This is a genomic window from Acinetobacter sp. V102_4 (assembly GCF_031799005.1).
GTDB classification, from domain to species: domain Bacteria; phylum Pseudomonadota; class Gammaproteobacteria; order Pseudomonadales; family Moraxellaceae; genus Acinetobacter; species Acinetobacter calcoaceticus.
Genome location: NZ_JAVQNR010000028.1, coordinates 119156 through 143409, shown reverse-complemented (window position 1 = coordinate 143409; position 24254 = coordinate 119156). Strand labels below are relative to the sequence as shown.

At 34.6% G+C, this 24254-nt stretch carries 21 protein-coding genes; 16 read left to right on the top strand and 5 right to left on the bottom strand.

The features are described 5' to 3' along the window. Positions 1 to 6 precede the first annotated feature (6 nt). Positions 7 to 1521: a hypothetical protein gene (locus tag RMB13_RS01290; protein WP_311084195.1), complete on the top strand. Its 1515-nt coding sequence runs from the start codon at positions 7 to 9 to the stop codon at positions 1519 to 1521. Positions 1522 to 1604: 83 nt separating this feature from the next. Here the strand turns inward: RMB13_RS01290 and RMB13_RS01285 are convergent, their stop codons facing one another. From RMB13_RS01285 to RMB13_RS01265, 5 genes are all read right to left on the bottom strand, one after another. Further along, positions 1605 to 2294, bottom strand: a complete 690-nt coding sequence (locus RMB13_RS01285) for an FKBP-type peptidyl-prolyl cis-trans isomerase (RefSeq protein WP_311084194.1) — start codon at positions 2292 to 2294, stop codon at positions 1605 to 1607. A gap of 48 nt (positions 2295 to 2342) precedes the next feature. Continuing rightward, positions 2343 to 3068, bottom strand: a complete 726-nt coding sequence (locus tag RMB13_RS01280) for an FKBP-type peptidyl-prolyl cis-trans isomerase (protein ID WP_311084193.1) — start codon at positions 3066 to 3068, stop codon at positions 2343 to 2345. Positions 3069 to 3257: 189 nt separating this feature from the next. Beyond that, the gene (locus tag RMB13_RS01275; protein ID WP_311084192.1) at positions 3258 to 5441 is read right to left on the bottom strand and encodes a polysaccharide biosynthesis tyrosine autokinase; all 2184 of its coding nucleotides are present in this window, start codon (positions 5439 to 5441) and stop codon (positions 3258 to 3260) included. Positions 5442 to 5459: 18 nt separating this feature from the next. Continuing rightward, positions 5460 to 5888, bottom strand: coding sequence for a low molecular weight protein-tyrosine-phosphatase (locus tag RMB13_RS01270; protein ID WP_311084191.1), 429 nt, complete (start codon positions 5886 to 5888; stop codon positions 5460 to 5462). Positions 5889 to 5892: 4 nt separating this feature from the next. Further along, complete coding sequence (locus tag RMB13_RS01265; protein ID WP_307013092.1) at positions 5893 to 6993, bottom strand: polysaccharide biosynthesis/export family protein; 1101 nt, start codon at positions 6991 to 6993, stop codon at positions 5893 to 5895. 378 nt (positions 6994 to 7371) lie between these two features. On the opposite strand from RMB13_RS01265, the gene tviB reads away from it, so the two are divergent. From tviB to RMB13_RS01190, 15 genes are all read left to right on the top strand, one after another. After that, positions 7372 to 8667, top strand: coding sequence for a Vi polysaccharide biosynthesis UDP-N-acetylglucosamine C-6 dehydrogenase TviB (gene tviB / locus RMB13_RS01260; RefSeq protein ID WP_311084190.1), 1296 nt, complete (start codon positions 7372 to 7374; stop codon positions 8665 to 8667). Between the two features lie 32 nt (positions 8668 to 8699). Continuing rightward, the gene (locus RMB13_RS01255) at positions 8700 to 9650 is read left to right on the top strand and encodes a Gfo/Idh/MocA family protein (RefSeq protein ID WP_307013095.1); all 951 of its coding nucleotides are present in this window, start codon (positions 8700 to 8702) and stop codon (positions 9648 to 9650) included. Then, positions 9647 to 10225 carry a UDP-2-acetamido-3-amino-2,3-dideoxy-D-glucuronate N-acetyltransferase gene (wbpD, locus tag RMB13_RS01250; RefSeq protein ID WP_307013098.1) on the top strand — a complete coding sequence of 193 codons (579 nt, stop codon included), beginning with the start codon at positions 9647 to 9649 and terminating at the stop codon, positions 10223 to 10225. The genes RMB13_RS01255 and wbpD overlap by 4 nt, the downstream gene beginning before the upstream one ends. A gap of 1 nt (position 10226) precedes the next feature. Further along, positions 10227 to 11309, top strand: coding sequence for a DegT/DnrJ/EryC1/StrS aminotransferase family protein (locus RMB13_RS01245; RefSeq protein WP_307013100.1), 1083 nt, complete (start codon positions 10227 to 10229; stop codon positions 11307 to 11309). A 7-nt stretch (positions 11310 to 11316) separates the two neighbouring features. Continuing rightward, a complete protein-coding gene (locus RMB13_RS01240; RefSeq protein WP_311084189.1) occupies positions 11317 to 12594 on the top strand; it encodes an oligosaccharide flippase family protein in 1278 nt (425 codons plus the stop codon). Between the two features lie 95 nt (positions 12595 to 12689). Beyond that, positions 12690 to 13922: a hypothetical protein gene (locus RMB13_RS01235; RefSeq protein WP_311084188.1), complete on the top strand. Its 1233-nt coding sequence runs from the start codon at positions 12690 to 12692 to the stop codon at positions 13920 to 13922. 2 nt (positions 13923 to 13924) lie between these two features. Next, entirely contained in the window at positions 13925 to 15028 is a 1104-nt protein-coding gene (locus tag RMB13_RS01230) for a hypothetical protein (protein ID WP_311084187.1), read from the top strand. 10 nt (positions 15029 to 15038) lie between these two features. Next, positions 15039 to 16097: a glycosyltransferase gene (locus RMB13_RS01225; RefSeq protein WP_311084186.1), complete on the top strand. Its 1059-nt coding sequence runs from the start codon at positions 15039 to 15041 to the stop codon at positions 16095 to 16097. Between the two features lie 11 nt (positions 16098 to 16108). Continuing rightward, positions 16109 to 17254: a non-hydrolyzing UDP-N-acetylglucosamine 2-epimerase gene (gene wecB, locus RMB13_RS01220; protein ID WP_311084214.1), complete on the top strand. Its 1146-nt coding sequence runs from the start codon at positions 16109 to 16111 to the stop codon at positions 17252 to 17254. An 89-nt stretch (positions 17255 to 17343) separates the two neighbouring features. Continuing rightward, positions 17344 to 18414, top strand: coding sequence for a non-hydrolyzing UDP-N-acetylglucosamine 2-epimerase (gene wecB, locus RMB13_RS01215; RefSeq protein ID WP_311084185.1), 1071 nt, complete (start codon positions 17344 to 17346; stop codon positions 18412 to 18414). 4 nt (positions 18415 to 18418) lie between these two features. After that, positions 18419 to 19651 carry a glycosyltransferase family 4 protein gene (locus tag RMB13_RS01210; protein WP_311084184.1) on the top strand — a complete coding sequence of 411 codons (1233 nt, stop codon included), beginning with the start codon at positions 18419 to 18421 and terminating at the stop codon, positions 19649 to 19651. A 52-nt stretch (positions 19652 to 19703) separates the two neighbouring features. Further along, positions 19704 to 20651, top strand: a complete 948-nt coding sequence (locus RMB13_RS01205; RefSeq protein WP_307013116.1) for an NAD-dependent epimerase/dehydratase family protein — start codon at positions 19704 to 19706, stop codon at positions 20649 to 20651. 7 nt (positions 20652 to 20658) lie between these two features. After that, the gene (locus RMB13_RS01200) at positions 20659 to 21675 is read left to right on the top strand and encodes a glycosyltransferase family 4 protein (RefSeq protein WP_311084183.1); all 1017 of its coding nucleotides are present in this window, start codon (positions 20659 to 20661) and stop codon (positions 21673 to 21675) included. After that, positions 21665 to 22192: an acetyltransferase gene (locus RMB13_RS01195; RefSeq protein ID WP_311084182.1), complete on the top strand. Its 528-nt coding sequence runs from the start codon at positions 21665 to 21667 to the stop codon at positions 22190 to 22192. The genes RMB13_RS01200 and RMB13_RS01195 overlap by 11 nt, the downstream gene beginning before the upstream one ends. Before the next feature lie 182 nt (positions 22193 to 22374). Then, positions 22375 to 24249, top strand: coding sequence for a nucleoside-diphosphate sugar epimerase/dehydratase (locus RMB13_RS01190; protein ID WP_311084181.1), 1875 nt, complete (start codon positions 22375 to 22377; stop codon positions 24247 to 24249). Positions 24250 to 24254: the final 5 nt, after the last annotated feature.

Sequence of the window (24254 nt, the reverse complement as noted above, 5' to 3'; positions counted from 1 at the left end):
ATAATAATGAAAACTATTAAATTAAAAGTTATAGTGGGTATTATCTTGTTGTATTGCGGTAGTGCAAAAGGCAATACTATAGAAATAGATAACTCTATAAAAAACATAACAGATATTTTAAATAATGCTCCAGAAAACAGTGTGATTAAAATAAAAAATGGTAATTATGAAGCATCAGGAGTACAAATAGAAAAAAATAATATTACTATTCAGGGGGAATCCTTGCAAGGAGTAAAAATAAAACTATATGCTAATAAAAATGGTGTTTTTTTTAGAGTTGGTAAAAGGGGGCCTGAATCCGATTATAGACCAGATAATCTTCCAGTATATAATGGAACATTTAATAGTTGGAGTGAAAATAATTTTAGTCCTTCAACTTTAAATTATCCTAGATACTCTAATATTAATGTAAGTAATATTACTTTTTTATTGAGTAATAAAAATGGAAAGGGTGTGGGGTCAGGTATAGAATACTATAGAGTTAATGATAGTAGTCTTAATGCTATAGTAAAATGGGAAAAATATTTTGATTTCGGTAATGCAGTTAGATTTCATTATTGTAAAAATTTAAGATTACCTTTTTTGAAAATTGAAAGTAATCCTAAAGTTATATTTGGAATGCTATATTATTGGTCTTATGGTTTGAAGGCAGGAGATTTAAATTTTGGTAATGCAGAGTTAGTTTCAGCAGAATTTAAACATAGTATTAATAGTTATATATCAAACCTAGTTACTACGGGAGATGGGAGGCCTAATTATAGAGGTGTTAATATAGGGTATGGTAGTATTAGTAATAAATTTAATAATTTAATAGTGAATAACGGAACACTCAACTTGAAATCCTCTGTCGAGTTTGATTTATCTAGAGATATAGATATAAAGAAGCTTAAAATAATAAATAATAAAGGAGTGGGGTTGTCAATTTCTCGTATCGAAAAACTTAATATTGAAAATTACTTTATAAGTGCTGAAAGTCCAATAGTAGGTACTACTATGAATTATTATGTGGGAAATAGTAATACAGGAAAACTATTAAAAAAAGAATCATTGTTCTCAAATAAAGGGGATTATATTTCTTTTGAAGATGAAAAAAATTATAAGAAATTTTATGATTATAGGCCTTTTCCTATTTTAAAAAATTCTAATTTTAAACAAGGAAATATTATTGTTGTCGGTAATGCTAATTATGGAATTCTTATAAAAATCCCCAAAGAAGCTAATTATATGTTTAATAAATATAAAAATCTTAATAAGTTTGATAATGTAGAAGTAAAAAAAGGGGGATATAAAGAAGAGATTAGAAATTCTTACAAATTTAATAACTCTTTTCCTTTCTCAGTAGAAAATGTTGATTTTGGTAATATGGTTATTAAGAATGAATCAAATAATCCTTTAAAAGCTTTTATTTATTTTGGTGCACCAATAGTGAATACTGAAGGTAATATACAGCTATATGGCGAGGGTAAGGAAATGATTTCTTATTGGTTGAATAATTCTAATATAAAACTAAAGAAAAATTGAGCCAATAAAATTAGAGGAAAATTTATTGAGTTTATATAACAAAAAACTTTATAAAAGTTTTTTGTTATATAAGAATTAAATTGTTATAAGATTTTTATTAATTCAATATCAAAAATTAAAGTACTATTTGGACCAATACTATCACCAGCACCGACTTCACCATAAGCAAGATTAGCCGGAATAAAGAAGCGAGTCTTTCCGCCTTCTTTCATGGTCTGTAGACCTTCTGTCCAACCTGTAATCACTTGACTGAGCTGAAACTCAACTGGATGATTACGGGCAATCGAACTATCAAATACGGTCCCGTCGAGTAAACGACCTTCATAATTCACTTTAACAAGAGATGTAGCTTTCGGCTTTTGACCATTACCTTCTTTTAATACTTGGTATTGAAGACCAGATTTAGTCGTGATTACACCTGATTTTTTTGCATTGTCAGCAAGAAATGCTGTACCTGCTTGGGCATTCTGTTGACCTGTTTTTTGAAACTCGACGAGTTGTTTGGCTTCTAAGGTTTTCTTATAGTCATTAATCGATTTTGCCATTTCTTCATCAGTTAGGCGTGCTGTTTTACTTTGTGCACCTTCTTGAAGACCTTGGTAAAAAGTATCAAGATTTAGATCTGTTAATGCATCAGTATTATTACGACCCATCAAATAGCCATAACTATAGCTAAATTGTTCTTTTGCTGGGCTTTTATTCGTTATAGGAGTTGCAGCAAAAACAGATAAACTCATTGTTGATGTTGCAATAATTAGACCAATTTTTTTCATGCTGTTTTCCAAAAAAAGGAGAGTAGTGTTCTACTCTCCTGAATGTTTTTATTTCACTGAAATGAGTTCTACATCAAAAATCAGTGTACTGTTTGCTGGAATACCAGGAATTTCCTGAGGGCCATAGGCAAGATTTGATGGAATGAAGAACGTCGCTTTACCGCCTTCTTTCATCAATTGAAGTCCTTCCGTCCAGCCTGGAATAACCTGATTGAGTGGAAACTCAACTGGCTCACCACGCTTATATGAACTATCAAAAACCTGACCATTAATTAAACGGCCTTCATAATGTACTTTAACCATAGACTGCGCAGTGGGTTGTTTACCTGTGCCTTCTTTAGTAATGATATATTGCAAGCCAGACGCCGTAGTTTTTACACCAGCTTTTGTTTTATTTTCTGCAAGAAATTGAGCATCCGCAGACTCAGGAGCAACACCAGCAGCTTGTTCTGATTTATTCTGTTGCTGCATTTTTTGCTGCAATTCTTTTTCATAAGCGGTTACAGCAGTTTTTAACTCTTCTTGAGTATAAGCACTTGGCTGTTTGCTGCGAGCATCATGAATCCCTTTCACAAATGATTTTGTATCTAGCTCAGGTGGAGTTTGCTGAGCAACTTCATACCCAAGAACATAACTAATTTTTTCAATTGGGGTGGCATTTTTATTTGCCTTGCTTCCGACTTCTGGGGTCGGATGTTGGCTTGCATAATATACTGGTACAAGTGCAGCACCGCCTAAAACTACAGCGACAGCAATGGGTAAGGCTTTACTCATAAAAGGTTCCAAAAATAATCATTTGAGTCTAAAAAGGCTGCTTTTGATCTTAGCATGCTTAAGCATAGAATGTTTAAGAAAAAAAACGAGTGGTTTTTTATATATTTTAGTTAGTTTTAGTAGGGATATACTTAAAAAATCTTAAATAAAAAACCGGATCATTTGATCCGGTTTTTTATGACTTTACGCTTAATCTTCTTTTTGTGCTTTGTAAGCATAGGCGTAGTTATAGCCATAACCATAACCCGCGCTAGCACGTTGAATGTCATTAAGAATAAAGCCGTTGACTTTAACACCTGCTTGCTCAAAGCGATTAAGTGTTAATTCAAGCTCTTTCATTTGTGACTTAGCATAACGAGCAACAATTAAGTTCACACCTGTATATTGCGAAATAATAATACCATCGGTTACTGCAAGTACTGGCGGAGTATCAATAATGATGTGGTCATATTGGCTTTGTAGCTGCTCAAGTAACTCTTTAAACTGGTTCGAGCTTAAAATTTCTGATGGATTTGTTGGGCTCTTACCGCGTGTAATTACGTCAAGATTCGCAACTTGTGTCTTGTGCAATACTTTTTGTAAATCAGCTTGTCCACTTAACAATTCAGAAAGACCTGGCTTTACATCAACATCGAAATATTTATGCATATACCCACGACGCATATCGGCATCAATCAGTAAGACACGTTTATCACCTTGTGCGAAAATCGTTGCAAGATTAGTCGAAATAAATGATTTACCTACTTCTGGTGATGGGCCTGCAATCATAATGATATTATTTTTCGCACTCGCCAATGCAAAGTGAATTGCAGTACGGATACTACGTAAGCTTTCAATGGCGATATCATCACTATTTTTAACAGCAAGAATAGGAATACTCTTCTTCTTCTTTAAAATCTTGATGCGGCTTTCTTGAATTGGGGAGCGTGGTACAGTTGCATAGACTGGTAAATCCAGCTCATTTTCAATTTGACTAGAATCTTTAATACCCGTACGTAACATATTACGTAGTAATGCAATTAAAGTTCCAATAAGACCACCTAAGAAAATAGACAAAATTAAAATTTGTAATTTTTGGGGTTTAATGGGTTCAATGGGTTCAACTGCAGTATCTACAATACGTACGTTCCCAATTTCACCTGCTTTGGCAATACGAAGCTGTTGGTAAGAGTTCAAAAGGGCTGTGTAGAGTTGAGTTTTAACTTCAACTTCGCGGTACAATTGTAGATATTGACGTTGAACATCCGGCAATTGTTTTAAAGTACTATTAAGTTCACCAATTTGTTTATTAATGGCACCCAACTGTCCATTAATTTCACGCATTGCAGGGTGTTCAGCAGTATATTTTGCTGCCATTTCAGCTTGTTTTTGTTCAAGCTCAGCTTTTTTAGTTTCTAAAGTGATACTTTGAGTTAAATATAGCTCGGATTCTTTAGTCACATCAACCGTATTATATTGTTGACGGAATTTGTTAAATTGACGTTCTGCATCATCAAGTTGTTTTTTAAGGTCTGGAAGTTGTTCGTCCAGAAACTTTAAGGTTTGAGCAGACTCAGCGGAGCGACGTTCAATATTTTGTGCACTATAAGTCACCAAAATCGCATTTAAAACTTTGGTAATATGCTCTTTGTCTTGACCTTGGTAATTTAGGCCTAATACACCAGTGAGTTTACCACGCTCGGCAACAGAGTAATTCGCACTAATGGCATTTACAGCTGCAGGAATAGATAAGCTTTTAATATTATAAGTTGTATTAAGCTGATCTTTGGTAAAAATAGCAATTTTCCAAGTTCCATATGGACCTGTAACTTGATTTAACTGATTAAGTGGCACGGTTAAAAGAGTTTTTTCTGTATCAGGATCAGTTAAACGTAATGATTGTTTGTCAAAGTTAAGATGCAAGGTTTTATCTAAGTAATAAGCTGGAACTTCTAATGCACGAATCTCAAAAGTTTTGAGACCATCCTTAAAGATAACTGATTTTTTATTATATTCAGTTTTATAGTCAACATCGCTCAACAAACGATGGCTAAAGGTATTCTCTGTACTGGAAACTTGTATATTTAGTTGCAAGTCTTTAATGACGGAACCCAAAACTAAACGAGACTTTAAAATTTCGATTTCAGCTTGAGCAGGGGACTTTTGCTCAATCATATTAGACAGATCGCCTAATAGAGCAGCAGATGCACCCTTGCTGTCTTCTACTTGAACTAGCGCATCAACAGAGTAAGTATTTGGAGTAACACGTAAGTACAGTAGAGCACATACAAGGCTTAAAATAACGCATAGAGCGATAAGCTTCCACTGAGCTATGAGTGAAAAAAACAATTCTTTTAAATCGATTGTATCTTCGGTATTCGTATTTTGGTTCATAAGCTTAAAATCTTGGCGTTAAATATAGGGTTTCCAGTCAGCAATGCACTGTTGAATTAGTTGGCAGGTTTCATCAAACACGGTTTGGTCGTGCTGATAAGGGTCAGGCACATTTCTATTTTGCCAGTGCCCCAAGCGATAAATTTTACCTTTTGCAAATGACCAAGTCTGTTCAATATGCTTTTGCTGATTATGGCTCATGACCAAAACAAGGTCTGCTTTTTTAATATGCTCTGCACTAAGTTTACGTGCTATATGTGGTTGCATATCGATGCCTAAGCGCAGCATACAAAGCTTAGCTTTTTCATCAGCCTGATGTCCCACTAGCCCTGAAATGCCAGCAGACTCAACATTTAATTGGGGGTACTGCTGCTTTAAGAAATATTCTGCCATAGGACTACGGCAGATATTCCCAATACAGACCACCAAAATATTTTTAATTTGCATAAAATTATTGTCCCAAACGGTCTATGTTATATAAAGCATTTGAGAATGGAATAATTTGGTTAATCACACGTTGCCAGCGAGTTAAGCCAGTTGCATCTACATAGACAATATCATTACTGCGTAGTTTAAACTGATTGGCTAAACCAAAGTCACCAATGCTCATTAAATTTAAATGATAAATTTCTGTTGCATGATCATTTGGGTTAGTACGTACCACATAAATACGGCTTGCACTTGCCGAGTTCGGATTAATCCCTAAACTTTCACCTAAAGCATCAGTTAAGGTCATGCCCTGATCACGCATTGCTAAAGCTTGATTTTTACCAGATTCACCCATCACATAAATTTTCTGGTTTTCACGAGTGCTGACATAAATCGTATCATTAGGTTGAACCAATAACTTATGTAGTGAATACCCCGTTTTTTCTAGTTCAATCGTATTTAAATTATAGGTACGGCCATTACGAATAAGTTGAATGTAAGTGTTGTCACCTTTCTCACTTACGCCACCAGCAAGTCCTAAAGCTGTGTATATACTTACAGGTTGGTCACTTAAATAAAACTGACCACCTTTTATGACACTGCCTTGGACGGAAAAGCGCTGACCTTCATAGGATAATACTCGTACAGTAACATCAGGGTTTTTTAAGAAGCGGGATAATTGACCACGTAACTCACGATTAACTTGAGCCAGAGTTTTACCGGTAGCTTTATAGCGGCCTACAAGTGGAAACTGAATATAACCACTTTGGTCAATGGGGTAGCCACTCGCTTGTACAGATTGTTCATTATTAACGTTGTTTACAGGAGGAGTAATTTCAGGGTAAGCCCAAAGCTGAATTGATAGTACATCGCCTGGGCTTAAGCGGTAAACCGGTTGTTGATTTTTAAATAAAGTTGCATAGTCACGTTGATAGTCAACTTGAGCTGGTTGTATCGCAGGCAATGATTCTTGCGAGATTTTTACAACGTTAACCGTAGTTCCAAGGTCGGTTCTATAAACACCTTCATTTGGAATATCGTAAGTTTGTAAACCAGATGTAACTGCACAACTGGCAGCACTTAAACTTAAGGCAAGAACAGAAAAAAACTGACAATACTTCACAAGCAACCCTTTGTGTATTTATCTTTAATTGATACTGTCTGTATCGTTAATCGTATAGCATTAAATGCTTATGTTGGACAGAGATGGTCTGATTCTAGCTGAAAAAAAAATAAAAAACATTGAAAAAAACGTAGAGCTTTGTATGTTTAATTTATATCAATCCACTTTAGCATATAAGAATTAACTTTTATTATTCAATTATAGGTCTGGTGAATAGACTAGTTAGGTTGTCTTAACACAACTTAAGAACTGTAAACACTTTTATACAATTGAATTACGGTTAATAAAAAAAAACTGATATAGTTACGCACGACGATATTCGGTCAACATGTATCATTATTTAATATATACAATTTGTAAGGAATAAGGCTAACTTTTATGCAACTTGCCGATTTAAGAATAGCGATTATAGGTTTAGGTTATGTAGGCTTGCCATTGGCGGTTGAGTTTGGAAAAAAAGGGCCGGTAATTGGATTTGATATTAATCAAAAACGTATTGATGAATTGAAAAGTGGCCAAGACCATACTCTAGAAGTTACACCTGAAGAGCTGCAACAATCACAACACTTGAGTTTTAGTGCAACTTTAGATGACTTAGAACAAAGTAATTTTTTTATTGTAACTGTTCCAACACCTGTTGATCAGGTTAACCGACCAGATTTAACCCCTTTAAGAAAAGCGAGTGAGACTGTAGGGCAAGCCTTAAAGAAAGGCGATATTGTTGTATATGAGTCTACAGTATATCCAGGTGCTACAGAAGAAATTTGTATTCCAATCTTAGAAAAAGTCTCTGGGCTGAAATTTAACCAAGACTTCTTTGCTGGTTATAGCCCTGAACGCATTAATCCGGGCGATAAAGTTAATACGCTAACTAAAATTAAAAAGATTACCAGTGGTAGTACTCCTGAAGTGGCAGATACTGTAGATGCCGTGTACGCAAGCATTATTACTGCTGGTACTCACAAAGCAACTAGTATTAAAGTTGCAGAGGCTGCCAAAGTTATTGAAAACACGCAACGTGATTTAAATATTGCTTTAGTAAATGAGCTTTCTGTAATTTTTGATCGTATTGGTATTGACACTCTAGATGTTTTAGAAGCGGCGGGTAGTAAATGGAACTTCTTACCGTTCCGTCCAGGTTTAGTAGGTGGGCACTGTATTGGTGTCGATCCATATTATTTGACTCATAAAGCAGAAGAAGTGGGTTATCATCCACAAGTGATCCTTGCTGGTCGTCGTATCAACGACAATATGGCCCGTTATGTTGCTCGTAACACGATTAAACTGATGCTTCAAAACGGTATTGATGTCCCTCGTGCAAAAGTTGGTGTACTCGGAGTAACTTTTAAAGAAAACTGTCCCGATATTCGTAATAGTAAAGTAGCTGATCTTATTAAAGAGCTAGAGTTCTGGGGAGCACAAGTTGTAGTGGCAGACCCATGGGCAGATGCAGATGAAGTTAGACATGAATATGGTATTGAGCTTGGGAAAGTTGATGTTCAAAACCCTGTAGATAGCGTCATTATTGCGGTAGGTCACAATGAATTCCGTTCACTTTCAGCAAGCGAATTACGCAGTTATATGAAGGGTGAAAAGCCTGTGTTAGCTGATGTTAAGAGCCTTTTTGATCGCACTGAAATGTCGGATGCTGGCTTTACTGTATTCCGTCTCTAATTTTATCTTATTATTAAATTGAAGTTTTGATTATGAAAAAGTTTGCTCTTATTGGTGCAGCTGGATATATCGCACCACGTCATTTAAAAGCTATTAAAGAAACAGGTAATACTTTAGCTGTTGCCATGGATGTAAATGACTCTGTGGGAATTATGGATAGTCATTTCCCTGAAGCTGAATTTTTTACTGAGTTTGAAGAATTTGAAGCCTATGTAGAAGACCAAAAGCTAAAAGGTGAAAAGTTGGATTATGTAGCGATCTGCTCACCAAACTATCTACACGCACCTCATATGAAATATGCTTTGAAAAATGGCATTGAGGTCATTTGTGAAAAACCGTTAGTGCTGAATTCAGAAGACTTAAATATGTTATCTGAATATGAAAAGCAATATGGCGGTAAGGTAAACTCAATTTTACAATTACGTTTGCACCCATCTATTATCGCACTGCGTGACAAGGTTCAAGCTGCGCCGGCTGATAAAGTATTTGACGTTGACCTTACTTATTTAACTTCTCGTGGTAAATGGTATTTAAAATCATGGAAAGGGGTGGACAATAAATCAGGTGGTGTAGCAACCAATATCGGTGTGCATTTTTACGACATGTTGCATTTTATTTTTGGCAAAATCGTTAAAAATGAAGTGCATTTTCGTGATGAGAAAACTGCTTCGGGCTATTTAGAATACGAACGTGCGCGCGTACGTTGGTTCTTGTCAATTGACGCGAATAACTTGCCAGAAAATGCGGTACAAGGTGAAAAGCTGACTTATCGTAGTATTACCATTGAAAATGAAGAGCTTGAGTTTTCAGGTGGCTTTACCGATTTACATACACAAAGCTATCAACGTGTATTAGAAGGTAAAGGTTATGGTGTTGAAGAGAACCGTGCAGCAATTGAAACAGTTGAAGTGATCCGTGTTTCTCCAATTGTTGAAAACCCAGAAAAACCACATCCATTATTGGCAAAGGTGAAAAAAGCATGAGCTTTTATCAACATGAAACTGCCATAGTCGATGATGGCGCACAAATTGGTGAAGACTCACGTGTTTGGCACTTCGTTCATGTCTGTAGTGGTGCCAAAATCGGTAAAGGCGTGTCTTTAGGTCAAAACGTCTTTGTTGGTAACCGCGTTGTAATTGGTGACCATTGTAAAGTCCAAAATAATGTATCGGTTTACGATAATGTATTTTTGGAAGAGGGTGTATTTTGTGGCCCAAGCATGGTGTTTACTAACGTCTACAACCCTCGTTCTTTAATTGAGCGTAAAGATCAATATCGTGACACTCTGGTGAAAAAGGGCGCTACGCTTGGGGCAAACTGTACTATTGTTTGTGGTGTTACCATTGGGGCTTATGCTTTTGTGGGGGCTGGTGCTGTAGTAAATAAAGATGTACCAGCTTATGCGCTAATGGTTGGGGTGCCCGCTAAACAAATTGGCTGGATGAGTGAATTTGGTGAGCAGCTTGACCTTCCTTTGCAAGGACAAGCTCAAGTAATCTGTTCACATACAGGAGCAGTTTATAAACTTGATGGAACGACACTGACAAAGCAGGGTTAATATGATTGACTTTATTGATTTAAAAGCACAGCAAAATCGAATTAAAGATAAAATTGATGCTGGTATTCAAAATGTATTGACACATGGTCAGTACATTTTAGGCCCAGAAGTAATTGAGTTGGAAGAAAAACTTGCTGCCTATGTAGGTGCTAAACATTGCATTACTTGTGCCAATGGGACAGATGCGTTGCAAATTGCACAAATGGCATTCGGTATCGGACCAGGTGATGAAGTGATCACGCCAGGCTTTACTTATATTGCAACGGCTGAAACAGTGGCATTATTAGGCGCAAAGCCTGTCTATGTTGATGTAAATCCGAAGACTTATAATTTAGACATTGAAAAATTAGAAGCAGCAATTACCCCTCGGACCAAAGCCATTATTCCTGTAAGTTTATATGGTCAATGTGCTGACTTTGATGCAATCAATGCGATTGCATCAAAGTATGGTATTCCTGTGATTGAGGATGCTGCACAGAGTTTTGGTGCAACCTATAAGGGCCGTAAAAGCTGTAACCTAAGTACGGTTGCTTGTACGAGCTTTTTCCCAAGTAAGCCATTAGGTTGTTATGGCGATGGTGGAGCTATTTTTACCAGTGATGACGAGTTGGCTAAAGTAATTCGCCAGATTGCACGTCATGGTCAAGATAAACGTTATCATCATATTCGGGTGGGTGTAAATAGCCGTTTAGATACCTTGCAAGCAGCTATTTTATTACCAAAATTAGAAATTTTGGATGATGAAATGCATGCACGTCAAAAAGTAGCTGAAGTTTATAATCAGTTATTTAATCAAGCAAGCATCCATACAACACCATATCTTGAATCGCATAATACGAGTGCATGGGCACAATATACTATTCAGGTTGATAACCGTGCAGAAGTACAAGAAAAACTAAAAGCACAGGGTATTCCAACTGCTGTGCACTACCCAATTCCTCTGAATAAACAACCTGCTGTAGCTGATACAAGTGTAATGTTGCCTGTAGGTGATGCGATTGCTGAAAGAGTAATGAGCTTGCCTATGCATCCTTACTTAAGTATTGAAGCGCAAGAGAAAATTGTTCAAGCTTTAGTAGGTTGATTAAACTGTGAAAAGCCTTCTTGTAAAGATTAACAATAAGCTCAATGCTCAAGGAGGCTTTTTAAAAGCTGTATCTGTTCTAGTAGGAGGTACAGCTTTTGCTCAACTTATAGGTTTAATCTGTTTACCTATCCTGACTCGATTATATAGCCCTGATGATTATGCTGTACTAGGAATATATATTGCTATTGTTTCAATTTTGTCTGTTATTGCTTGCTTGCGTCTAGAAATCGCTATACCTATACCTGAAAAAGATGAAGAAGCTAAATCTTTACTTATTCTTTCGTTATTAACTAACTTTTTTATAGTTTTAATTTTATATTTAATACTATTCTTTCTTAATCCTATTCTACAGAATTTTTATATTATTAAAAAATTATCTATATGGATATGGTTTGTTCCTTTAGGTGTCTTTTTATCGGGGTTATATTCGGCATTACAATATTGGTCTACACGTAGAAAACGATTTAAAGATATTGCTCAAACTAGAATGACACAAGCTATTTGTAATAATGGGGCAAGTTTGTCCGTTGGTTTTTTTACTGGTGGGTTTTGGGGGCTCATTTTAGGCCAACTATTTAGCTTTAGTGGAGGGTTACTAAAGCTAGGCTATAGCACTTATAAAGATGTTATGCAAGTTAAAAAGTATACTGAATTAAAAGTAGTATTACATAAATATCAAGATTTTCCTAAATATTCGACATTTGAGGCTTTAGCCAACACAAGTGCTATCCAACTCCCTTTAATTCTTATTGCAAGTTTTTTAGTGGGACCAGAAGTAGGCTATTTAATGCTTGCTATGAAGGTCTTAGGTATTCCTATGGGACTTATAGGTTCCGCAATGTCCCAAGTGTATTTATCACATGCTCCTACCTACTATCAGAAGGGTGAGTTATTTGAATACACGATAAGTATTCTAAAAAAAATATTAAAATTAGTGATTCTGCCATTTTTAATATTGTTAATAATTAGCCCTTATATATTTGGTTATATATTTGGAAAAGAGTGGGCTAGTGTTGGATATTATATTTCCGCCATGGTCCCTTGGTATTTTATGCAAATATTATCATCGCCGGTATCGATGTCTTTACATATAGTTGGGAAGCAAAAAATAGCCTTATTTTTACAAATATTCGGTTTTTTTGTTCGTGTAATATTGCTGCTGATGGTGGCTTCATATTTTAATAAAGGTATTCTTGTATATTATGTTTTATCCGGGTTTCTATTTTACACTATTTATATGATTGTTATTCTGGCTTGTTTAAAACATAAAGAGGAGAAGTAGGGATAATGTATTTGCTTTTTTCTTTAATATGCCTAGTTTTTTCTGCTTATTTTTTCTACCGAGCATCGGGGGCACTAAGCCCTAAGAAAATGAATATGATCTCATGGGTTTTTTGGTATTCTCTTGTTATTCAGTCGTTTATTGCATCCATATTAGTGGTTTATAATGTTGATGGTCACTACGGCGTACAAAAAATATATTTTGAAGAGTCTAGAGTCCAAGGATGGCTTGCTGTCCAATATTGTATGGTTGCATTGCCGTTATCTATGTGGATTACTTTAATTTTCTTTAAGAAAAGAGTCAGTAATAAGGGAGCATGGAATTCATTTATTAGTAAAAGGTTAACTTCGTGTATAACAACAAAAGATCTTGCTTTAAGAAGAATATTTTATTTATTTAGTATTATTTGCGTGTTATCTGTTTTTTATTCCTTTTTTAGTGTTGGGATGTATCCATTTCAAGGGTATATATCAGGAGGGAATATCAGTGGTCTAAGACAAAGTGTAACCAGGGAGTTTGGTGGAATTGTATATTTAAAAAACATTTTTGGCCTAGCACTAACCCCTATATTATCTTATATATTTTATTGTTACTATCGCTTATACAAAGAAAAAATTGATCTTGTTTTTTTTGTAGTTTTATTATTGTCCAGTATAGCAATAGTGTCCTTTGATTATGCTAAATCCCCATTGGCATTTTATCTTTTAGGATTCTTTTTTATAAAAATTTCACTGGGAGATAATATAAACTATATTAAACTTCTAAAATATTTTATAGCTATTTTAGGATTACTTGTCATATTCTATATTTTGACTGGTTATCAAGATACAGTTATTTCGTTATTTAACTCTTATAACTCTGGTCTTGTTGGTCGACTAACAATTTCACAAGCATTTGGAACATATTTAGCTTTTGATTTATACCCTGTGGTATACGATCATATTGGCTTTTCTTCACTTACAGATTTGTTTGGTGAGTCAAGAGAACGTATGGCTAGAGAAATTATGCTTAGTGTGAATTCTCAAGGTATATCTGATGGGACAGCAGGTGTTGTAAATACGCTTTTTGTAGCAGAAGCATGGGCTAATTTTGGTTTAATTGGTGTCATCTTGTCTGTAATTTGGGTAGGTTTTTTAATCCAAGTTATATACTCAGGTATTATATATTCAAGAAAAACCCCAGTTATTTTGGGTGTGTACGCATATCTAACATGTAAGTTACCTATTACTGGGGGGGTTAATGATTTCTTTTATAATCCAGTATTATTTATTTCAATAGTACTTATATTTGGTATAGTTCTTTTTGTAAAATTAAGAGTTAATAGATAACCATGAATAATTTAAATATTATTTTTCATTGCCCATTCCCGCTTGATTTAAATGCTAAATCTGCAAGTGGTATTCGGCCTATTAAAATTTTACAAGCTTTTCGTGATTTGGGATATAATGTAGACTTAGTTACTGGATACTCAAGAGAACGCCGTTTGGCAATAAATGAAATTAAAAGAAAAATAAAAAATGGACATCAGTATAGTTTTGTATACTCTGAGAGTTCTACTATGCCTACGGCCTTAACAGATCCTCATCATTTGCCCTTAAGCCCCTTTTTAGATTTTAATTTTTTTAAATTTTTAAAAAATAATAATATTAAAATAGGGTTATTCTATCGTGATATACATTGGAAATTTGACCACTATGGTAAAGGGCTTCCTTGGTATAAAAAGCAACTTGCATTATTTTTTTATTATTTTGATTTAAAAAAATATAATGAATATATAGATATTTTTTATCTTCCATCCTGGCAGATGGCTAAGTATATAAATTTTATTGATCAAGATAAGATTAATGTTCTTCCTCCTGCTCATGACTTTTATTCATATTCATGTCATACCCTTGTATCAGCACCATTAAAGCTTTTATATGTAGGCGGTATTGGTGAAGGATATAAACTGCATTATTTATTTCAAGTGTTAAACCTTATAGGTAATATTCAACTCACAGTTTGTACTAGAGAAAATGATTGGCTCAAAGTAAAAGAAGAATATGGTGAGTTCTCTAAAAACATCCAAATTGTTCATGAAAATTCAAAAGGCCTTGATATATTATATGAGCAAACTGATATATGTGTTTTATTTGTTGAGCCTAAAGATTATTGGGAGTTTGCTGTTCCATTTAAACTATATGAATATATAGGTAGAAATAAACCTATTCTTTGTTGTAGTAATACATTAGTTGGTGATTTTGTACATAATAATAATATTGGATGGGCTATAGATTATAACCTTGAAGCACTTACTCTTTTTTTAAAAGGAGTAACATATTCTGAAATTCACGAGAAGATGATAAATGTTCAGAAAATTAGTAAAAATGAGACTTGGGTTGCTCGAGTGAAAAAAGTTGTATCAGATTTTCAAGTGGTTAGCTCAATTACTTAAGGAGTTTTTTGTGAAAAATATACTAGTTTTGGCTCAATCTTATCCGAGTCCAAATAACGTTTATAGTTTAGCATTTATTCATAGTCGAAATTTAGAGTATATAAAAAATAATATTAAAGTAACAGTATTAAACTTTAGTGCAAATAATAGCTATGAGTATGAAGGTATTAATGTAATATCTCCTAAAATTAATCTAAATTTTGATCAATTTGATGCAGTAGTTTCCCATGCACCGAACTTGAGAAATCATTTGTTGTTAATGTTAAGAAATTATTCAAAAATTAAAAAAATTGTATTTGTATTTCATGGTCATGAAGTTTTATTTTTAAATAAATATTATCCTAAACCTTATTCATGGGAGAGAAATAATGAATCTTCAATGTTAAGGTGGTTGTATGATCATATTAAATTAAAAGCAATTAAATGCTTTTTAAAAGCAAACAAAGTTTCTCTTATGTATGTAAGTGAGTGGATGAAAGCACAAGCACATAAATGCTTAAATATTAATTATTTTTCAAAAGAAGCGGTAGTTTATAATCCTATAAATTATTCTTTTTATAATCGACATTATAGTTATAAAAAAACTCATGAATTCTCAGATTTTATTACAATTAGACCATTGAATGGTTCAAAATATGCTGTCGATTTAGTAGTTGCCTTAGCAAAAGTAAATCCAGATTTTACTTTTGATATTTATGGTAAAGGAGATTATTTCTTACATAATAGTCTTCCTAAGAATGTTCGTCATATTGATAAATTCGTAGCACAAAGTGAGATACCTGATTTGTTGGATAATTATAGAGGGGCTGTAATGCCAACTCGACTTGATGCTCAAGGTGTAATGATGTGTGAAATGGCTAGTTATGGTATTCCAACAATAGTTTCAGATTTAAAAATATGTCATGAAATGTTAGATGGCTTTTCTAATGTTTACTTTATCCCAAATGATTTTTTCTCAAATCAAAAGATTAATGATTTTGATTTAGTACCTTTGGATAATTTTGAACAAATTGAAAGGTTTAATCCAGAGAAATTAGCTTTGAAAGAACTTAACTTTATTTTGTCATAACTTGTTGTCCTATTATGAAAATTTTATGTGTATTTGGAACGAGACCTGAAGCCATTAAAATGGCTCCTCTAATATTGCAGTTACAACAAAATGTAAACTTTGATACGAAGGTATGTGTAACTGGGCAACATCGTCAGATGCTAGATCAAGTATTAAATTTATTTGCCTTAAAACCAGATTTTGACCTTAATTTGATGAAGTCACAACAAACCTTATCTGATGTAACTTCAGGGGTTTTAAATGGTTTAGAACAAGTGTTTATAAAATGGATGCCCGATCTAATTTTAGTACATGGTGATACTGCGACTACCTTTGCTGCTTCTTTAGCTGCTTATTACAATAAAATTAAAGTTGGTCATGTTGAAGCAGGATTAAGGACTGGTGATTTATATTCACCTTGGCCAGAAGAGGCGAACCGTAGGCTAACTGGAGTTTTGGCTAACTATCATTTTGCACCTACTCAATCATCTTATAATAATCTTATAAAAGAGAATATAGATCCATTACATATTACTGTTACAGGTAATACGGTTATTGATGCATTATTACAAGTTAATAATAAAATTGTGAATGATGAGAAATTAGTTGCGAAATATAAGGACCAATTTAGATTTTTGGATAGTAATAAAAAATTAATATTAATAACTGGTCATCGACGTGAAAACTTTGGTCAAGGATTCTTAAATATATGTTCAGCATTAGTTAGGGTGGCGAAAAAATATCCTAATGTTCAAATTGTCTATCCAGTTCATTTAAATCCCAATGTACAGAAACCTGTAAATGAGTTGTTATCAGGGATTGATAATATTTTTCTTATTCCACCCCAAGATTATTTACCATTTATTTATTTAATGAATCGTAGTTATTTAATTCTAACGGATTCTGGAGGAGTTCAGGAAGAGGCTCCTTCTTTAGGTAAACCAGTACTTGTGATGCGTGACACGACTGAAAGGCCAGAAGCAGTAGAAGCTGGTACAGTACGGTTGGTAGGTACAGATATTGAGAGAATTGTAACTTGTGTAGGTGAGTTACTAGAGGATAATCAAATTTATACTAAAATGGCAGAGGCGCATAATCCTTATGGTGATGGTACTGCGTGTCAGAAAATAATTGATTTTTTAGAAAAAAAAGTTTTGCAAAAAAATAATCGTAAGTAGTTGGTTTTATTGAAGCTATAACGAGGTTAGAAAAATGACGATTTTAATTTTTTTTCAAATTGAAGATACATTGTGGTGAGATATAAGATATGAAAATCTTAACAGTTATTGGTGCGCGACCACAGTTTATTAAAGCGAGTGTAGTTTCAGCTGCAATCCAGCAAAGTTCAGGATTACAGGAAAAAATTATTCATACTGGACAGCATTTTGATGAAAATATGTCAAATATCTTTTTTGATCAGTTAGGAATTCCTAAACCAGATTATCAATTAGATATTAACAGTAGTAGCCATGGTGCCATGACTGGGCGAATGCTTGAAGCGATTGAAAAAATTTGCTTAGAAGAAAAGCCCGATCGTTTAATGGTTTATGGTGACACTAACTCTACATTGGCAGGTGCATTGGCTGCTGCGAAACTACATATTCCTGTTGCACATATTGAAGCCGGATTACGTAGTTTTAATATGAAAATGCCGGAAGAAATTAACCGTATTTTAACTGATCAGGTGAGTGATATTTTATTTTGTCCTACTGAGACAGCAGTGAAAAACCTTAATAATGAAGGCTTTAATGCTAAACCAGTAAAAGTTCTAAATGTAGGTGATGTCATGCAAGATTCATCTATGTTCTTTGCTGAGCGTGCAGTAAAAAGTGAAGTATTAGTTAACATTCCAGAAACTGGTTTTATTGTAGCTACCTTACATAGGGCTGAAAATACGGATGTACCAGAGCGTTTAAAAGCAATTATTGAAGCTTTAAATTTTATTCACCATCATATACAGCCTGTTGTATTACCGCTCCATCCACGTACACAAAAAGTGGTGAAATCTCTTGGGTTGAAGCTTGAGATGATTGTACTTGAGCCAGTAGGATATTTAGAAATGATCTGGTTACTCAAACATTGTAGTGCTGTGGTCTCTGATAGTGGTGGTGTACAGAAAGAAGCTTTCTTTTTTAAAAAGCCATGTATTACTATGCGAGATCAAACTGAATGGGTTGAACTTATTGAAAATGGTGTAAATGTTTTGGCAGGGGCTGACACTCAAAAAATTATTGAGTTTACACAATCAATGCTTCATAAGAATATTGAAGACCCATTTAATTTGTATGGTGGCGGAAAGGCCTCACAAAATATTGTTAATATTTTAGCTAGTATGTAATGTTATGAGTCAAAAAAAAACAATTTGGATTATCAATCAATACGCATCAACGCCCAATACAGGATTTATTGGGCGACATTATTATTTGGCTCAGGAGCTTGCTGATTTAGGATATAAGGTGTATGTAGTATCTGCTTCATACACCCATAGTCAAAGTAACCCCGTCTCTTTTGATGGGGACTATAAATTTGAAGAGTTTAGTGATAATTTCAAATTTTTATGGCTGAAAACACCAGTTTATCAAAAGTCTACTAGCAAAAGACGTGTTTTAAATTGGTTTGAATTTGGCTGGAAAATAACAGGCTTAAATAAAGTTATTAAAGATAAACCAGATGTCATTTTATATTCTTCTTTGAGTCTAGTCGGTTTTTTAGGAGCAGAGCGCTTAGCTAAAAAGAATAAAGTTCCTTTAATTTTTGAAGTGCGTGATATTTGGCCTTTAAGTTTAATAGAAATAGGAGGTTATTCTTCCTCTCATCCCTTTGTTCGCTTTTTGCAATGGGTAGAAGATCGAGCTTATCGAAAATCTCATAAAGTAATTTCTAATCTAAAAAATGCTGTAGATCATATGGTTTCAAGAGGCCTAGATCCTCAAAAATTTTATTGGATTCCAAATGGTTTCTCTAGTAAAGAGGTAGCAACTAAAGAAGCTTTGCCCAATAATATCGAAAAGCAACTTCCTGAAAATAAGTTTATTGTTGGCTATACTGGTAGTATTGGTATTGCAAATTGCTTACAAAATCTTATTGGTGCCGCTATACAACTACAAGATAGAACTGATATTCATTTTGCAATAGTTGGAAAAGGTGAATATAAAGAGGTTTTGCAACAACAGGTTGCTGATCATCAATTATCTAATGTGACTTTTATTGATCCTATTCCGAAAACACAGATCCAAAGTATGCTTAATAAATTTGGAGCTTGCTATATCGGATTAAAAAAGGACCCTTTATTTAGATTTGGTGTTTCACCTAATAAACTGTTTGACTATTTATATGCTGGAAAACCCGTAATATATGCTATTGATTCAGGAAAGTATAAGCCTGTATCAGATGCTGGTGCAGGTTATGAAGTTACTCCAGAAAATACGGATGAACTCGTTGGTACTATTGAAAAGTTGGCTGCTATACCCGAATCAGACAGAATGGTGATGGGTGAAAATGGACGTAAATATGTAAAAGATTTATACGACTATAAAGCCTTGGCATTAAAGCTAGAACATACTTTGTTTGAATAATCCTTATCACTGAAATCAGACGAATGATATAAATTCTGAAGGATATTATTGTATGAAAATTTTGGTTACAGGTAGTACAGGGTTTGTAGGTCAAGCTTTAATGCAAGTACTAATAAATCGAGAAGATAAATTATTTACCCTAGCTAGACGTGTTGATCGTAATTTACCAGATAAGGTTCATCAAATTATACATGACTCTGATTCAGCCCCTTTCTCGGTTACTTTTCCAGAGAAAATCGATGTAGTTATTCATTTAGCTGGCCGAGCTCATATATTAAACGAGAAAGTGGATGATCCCTTACAAGAGTTCAGGAGGGTTAATGTTGAAGGTACTTTGCAACTTGCTAAAGAGGCTTTAGAGAATAAAGTAAAGCGATTTATTTTTATTAGTTCAATTGGCGTTAATGGTTCAAGTACAAATGGAAAAGCATTTAGTGAGCAGGATGTACCCCAACCTCATGCTGATTATGCTGTATCTAAGTTAGAAGCAGAGGTAGCACTTCAGAAAATTTTTGAAGGTACTGAAACAGAATTAGTAATTATTCGACCACCTTTGATTTATGCTGCTCATGCGCCAGGAAATTTTGCACGTTTCATAAAACTAGCGTCTACAAATATTCCTTTACCATTTGTTGGTGTAAATAATAAACGTTCATTTGTAGCACTTGAAAATTTAGTTAATTTTATTGAGTGCTGTATTACTCATCCATTAGCTAAAAATGAATTATTTTTAATTTCTGATAATGAAAGTTTATCTACTAAACAATTGGTGACCTATTTAAGACAAGGTATGCACAAAAAAGCGAACTTGATCTATATTCCTAATTTGGTGATGAAATTGGGAGCGTTAGGAGTAGGGAAAATAAAATTGTATGAACAGCTTTTTGGTTCATTAGAGGTAGATGCATCAAAAGCAAGAACATTGTTAGGCTGGCAACCGCCACTAAGTGCAGAATCAGCCCTACAAAATGCTGGCAATAAGTACACTAAAGTTAAGTGAGTAAAGCATGTCGATTTTTTTGCTAATAATTGTCGGTTTTTTAGCTGCGTTTTCTTTAACTGGGTATATGAGACAATATGCCCTCAAAAAAAATATTATTGATAATCCTAATGAACGTAGTTCCCATACTATGCCAACACCTCGTGGTGGTGGGGTCGCTGTAGTAATAAGTTATCTCTTAGGTTTGGCTGGACTGATTTACTTAGGATCTTTAACACCCTCTATCGGTATAATTGTAATTGTTGCAGGATTTATCATCGCATTATTGGGCTTTTTAGATGATCATGGTCATATTAATGCTTTGGTCCGGTTGGCAATTCATTTTTTAGTTGCAATTGGGGTAGTGATTGCTTTAGGTGGTTTTACTGAAGTTACTATTTTTAATGATTTAAAATTAGGCTTTATTGCAAATATTATTGCTGTACTCTTTTTAGTATGGTTATTAAATTTATATAACTTTATGGATGGTATTAATGGAATAGCCAGTATAGAGGCTATTACATCAGTTTTAAGTATGGCTTTGATATATTGGATATTATATCCAATAGTGAATAATCAGGTGCTATGCTTAATGGCTGCCACAGTGTTCGGATTTATGTTATGGAATTTTCCAAAAGCTAAGATATTTATGGGCGACGCCTGTAGCGGCTTTTTAGGGTTAGTTTTAGGTATCTGGGCTTTGTATGCACTTAAACAGGATACAGCATTATTTTGTGCATGGATTATTTGTTTAGGAGTTTTTATTGTAGATGCGACTTTTACCCTGATTCGAAGAATTTTGAATGGACATAAAATGTATGATGCCCATAGAAGTCACGCATATCAATATGCTTCTAGAAAGTATCAAAGCCATACAAAAGCAACCTTAGGTGTACTTACAATAAACTTAGTATGGTTATTGCCTATGGCTTACCTAGCCGCTACTAAAGCCATGATGCCAGAGCTTATTATTGCTATCGCTTATTTTCCTTTAATTGTTCTAGCCATCTATTTTAATGCAGGGAAGACGGAACATGAGCAATGAAAGTACTTTATTAATTTTGGGTGCAGGTGGGCATGGTAAGTCAGTTGCGGAAGCAGCCTATTTATCTGGGAAATGGAGTAATATCGTTTTTGCAGATGATGCTTGGCCTGAAAAAACGGAGTTTTATGGATACCCTATATTGAGTAATATGAAACGTTTGGTTGAAGCATCTTTAAAAGTCTCAGCTGCTATTCCAGCAGTAGGGAATAATATGGTACGTCAACAATGGTTCCAGTTATTACAAGAAGCAGGTATCCCATTAGCGACTGTGATCCACCCCTCAGCAATTATTAGTTCTTCCGCTCGGCTAGGAAGTGGTGTAAGCATTATGGCTGGATGTATTATTGGTGTAGAAGCTGATATTGCTGATGGTGTAATTATTAACATGGGAACGGCTATTGATCATGATGTGACAATTGGCCAATTTGCACATTTGAGTGTTGGAGTAAAAGTGACGGGTGGTAAGAGTCTTGCTGCTTTTGAGTTTGCCCCAGCGGGAAGTATATTTGCTCATTAAATAAATTTTGGACAAAAGTCCTTACTTGAATACCTAAGAGATTGTAAATTTATACTTTATAATGAAGTATAGTGAATTATGGTTTGACATAGAGTTTGTAACCGATGCGTAAAATTTATTTCTAGTTGAACTAGAAATGAGTATAAATACCGCAGGGTTCGTAGAACGATTAGAAGAGTATTGTGAAAAAGATTATTTATCAGTTTGCGTCTGCGCCAAGACTCACCAAACAATGTTTTTTGGTTCTTATCGACCTTTTTGCTTTTCCTGTTATTTTATGGCTATGTTATGCCCTGCGTTTATTTGACTTAGGTGTTGAAGTTATTTCAGGCATTAACTATGGAGTAGCGCTTGTTACCATTGTTGCTATTTTAAGTTTAATGGTAACAGGAGTATATCGGTTTATTGTACGCACATTTAATGAAGCCTTTATTGCAAAACTAGCTATCGCTGTTGCGCTAATGGTTATCGTTTTATATAGCCTGCCAGCTTTCTCCACCGCTTTTGTTCCAACATCAATTCCATTGATGTTTGGTTTCTTAATGTTTAGTTGGGTTTGGTGTAGCCGTGCATTTATCCGTTTTATTGTAAAGTCTGCATTACTCACAGGGGAAGAGAGAAAGCGTATAGCAATTTATGGCGCAGGTGATGCTGGTCAGCAAATTGCAGCTGTGCTTTATCGTTCTGGCAACCATTTACCTGTCTTCTTCATTGATGATAATAGTTCTTTGCAAGACCATATGGTTGGCGGTTTGAAAGTACTATCTTTAGAAAAAGCTTTACAACGTTTTGAAAAATATAAAACTGATGAAATTTTATTAGCATTACCTTCAGTAGGTCGCGTACGCAAAAGTGAAATTATTCAACAGTTAGAACCTGCACATCTTAAAATTACGGAACTTCCTGGCCTTACTCAGCTGGTTGATGGTGAACTAAAAGTTGCTGATATTCGTGAAGTAGACATTGTTGATTTATTGGGACGTGACCCAGTACCACCTGTAGATCATCTACTTGCAAAAAATATTCATAATAAAATCGTAATGGTAACAGGTGCCGGTGGTTCTATTGGCTCGGAGTTATGTCGACAAATTATTAAAAATCAACCTAAAATGTTGATCATTTATGAAATTACAGAATTTGCTCTTTACAGCATAGATAGAGAATTACGTCTAAGCGCTCAATGTGAGATTGTTCCAATTTTAGGTACTGTTCAGGATCAACAAAAATTAGAGCGTATTATTGAGCAATATAGTGTACAGACTGTTTATCATGCCGCTGCCTATAAACATGTACCTTTAGTAGAATGTAACCCTATTGCTGGCCTCAAGAACAATGCGATTGGAACAGCGAATAGTTTAAATGCAGCTGTGAAAAAGGGTGTTGAGACATTCGTTTTAATTTCGACTGATAAAGCAGTACGTCCGACCAATGTTATGGGTGCATCAAAACGCATGGCCGAACTTTATTGTCAGGCAATGGCTGAAGCCCAGCAACGGACTCAAATTAGTATTGTACGTTTTGGTAATGTATTAGGGTCTTCAGGCTCTGTAGTTCCCTTATTTAAAAATCAGATTGCAAAAGGTGGTCCTATTACTGTGACTCATCCAGATGTAACGCGCTACTTCATGACGATTCCTGAAGCATCTCAGTTAGTTATTCAAGCTGGTGCCCTAGGTAAAGGTGGAGATGTCTTTTTACTTGATATGGGTGAACCTGTCCGTATTCAGGATTTAGCTCGACAAATGATTTCTTTAAGTGGTCTAACTGTGCGTGAACAAGACTCAGAGCAAGGGGATATCGCAATTCACTACAGCGGATTGCGCCCAGGTGAAAAACTTTATGAAGAATTATTAATTGATCAAGAAAATACTGAATACACCGAGCACAGTAGAATTCTTCGATCATTTGAAAAGTTTTATCCTCTTACAGAGATTCAAGAAGTTTTTGAGCGGGTTAATAATATGACTGCGGTTCAAAAAGATATTGATTGGGCTCTTTGTCAACTCGAGTACTATGTCGATGGTTATAAACGTAGTAAAGATATTATGGTTAATTAGAGAGT

Coding starts and splice junctions, on each gene's coding strand:
- RMB13_RS01290 (WP_311084195.1), top strand. CDS start 7: ATGAAAACTATTAAATTAAAAGTTATAGTGGGTATTATCTTGTTGTAT.
- RMB13_RS01285 (WP_311084194.1), bottom strand. CDS start 2,294: ATGAAAAAAATTGGTCTAATTATTGCAACATCAACAATGAGTTTATCT.
- RMB13_RS01280 (WP_311084193.1), bottom strand. CDS start 3,068: ATGAGTAAAGCCTTACCCATTGCTGTCGCTGTAGTTTTAGGCGGTGCT.
- RMB13_RS01275 (WP_311084192.1), bottom strand. CDS start 5,441: ATGAACCAAAATACGAATACCGAAGATACAATCGATTTAAAAGAATTG.
- RMB13_RS01270 (WP_311084191.1), bottom strand. CDS start 5,888: ATGCAAATTAAAAATATTTTGGTGGTCTGTATTGGGAATATCTGCCGT.
- tviB (WP_311084190.1), top strand. CDS start 7,372: ATGCAACTTGCCGATTTAAGAATAGCGATTATAGGTTTAGGTTATGTA.
- RMB13_RS01255 (WP_307013095.1), top strand. CDS start 8,700: ATGAAAAAGTTTGCTCTTATTGGTGCAGCTGGATATATCGCACCACGT.
- wbpD (WP_307013098.1), top strand. CDS start 9,647: ATGAGCTTTTATCAACATGAAACTGCCATAGTCGATGATGGCGCACAA.
- RMB13_RS01245 (WP_307013100.1), top strand. CDS start 10,227: ATGATTGACTTTATTGATTTAAAAGCACAGCAAAATCGAATTAAAGAT.
- RMB13_RS01235 (WP_311084188.1), top strand. CDS start 12,690: ATGATCTCATGGGTTTTTTGGTATTCTCTTGTTATTCAGTCGTTTATT.
- RMB13_RS01230 (WP_311084187.1), top strand. CDS start 13,925: ATGAATAATTTAAATATTATTTTTCATTGCCCATTCCCGCTTGATTTA.
- wecB (WP_311084185.1), top strand. CDS start 17,344: ATGAAAATCTTAACAGTTATTGGTGCGCGACCACAGTTTATTAAAGCG.
- RMB13_RS01210 (WP_311084184.1), top strand. CDS start 18,419: ATGAGTCAAAAAAAAACAATTTGGATTATCAATCAATACGCATCAACG.
- RMB13_RS01205 (WP_307013116.1), top strand. CDS start 19,704: ATGAAAATTTTGGTTACAGGTAGTACAGGGTTTGTAGGTCAAGCTTTA.
- RMB13_RS01200 (WP_311084183.1), top strand. CDS start 20,659: ATGTCGATTTTTTTGCTAATAATTGTCGGTTTTTTAGCTGCGTTTTCT.
- RMB13_RS01195 (WP_311084182.1), top strand. CDS start 21,665: ATGAGCAATGAAAGTACTTTATTAATTTTGGGTGCAGGTGGGCATGGT.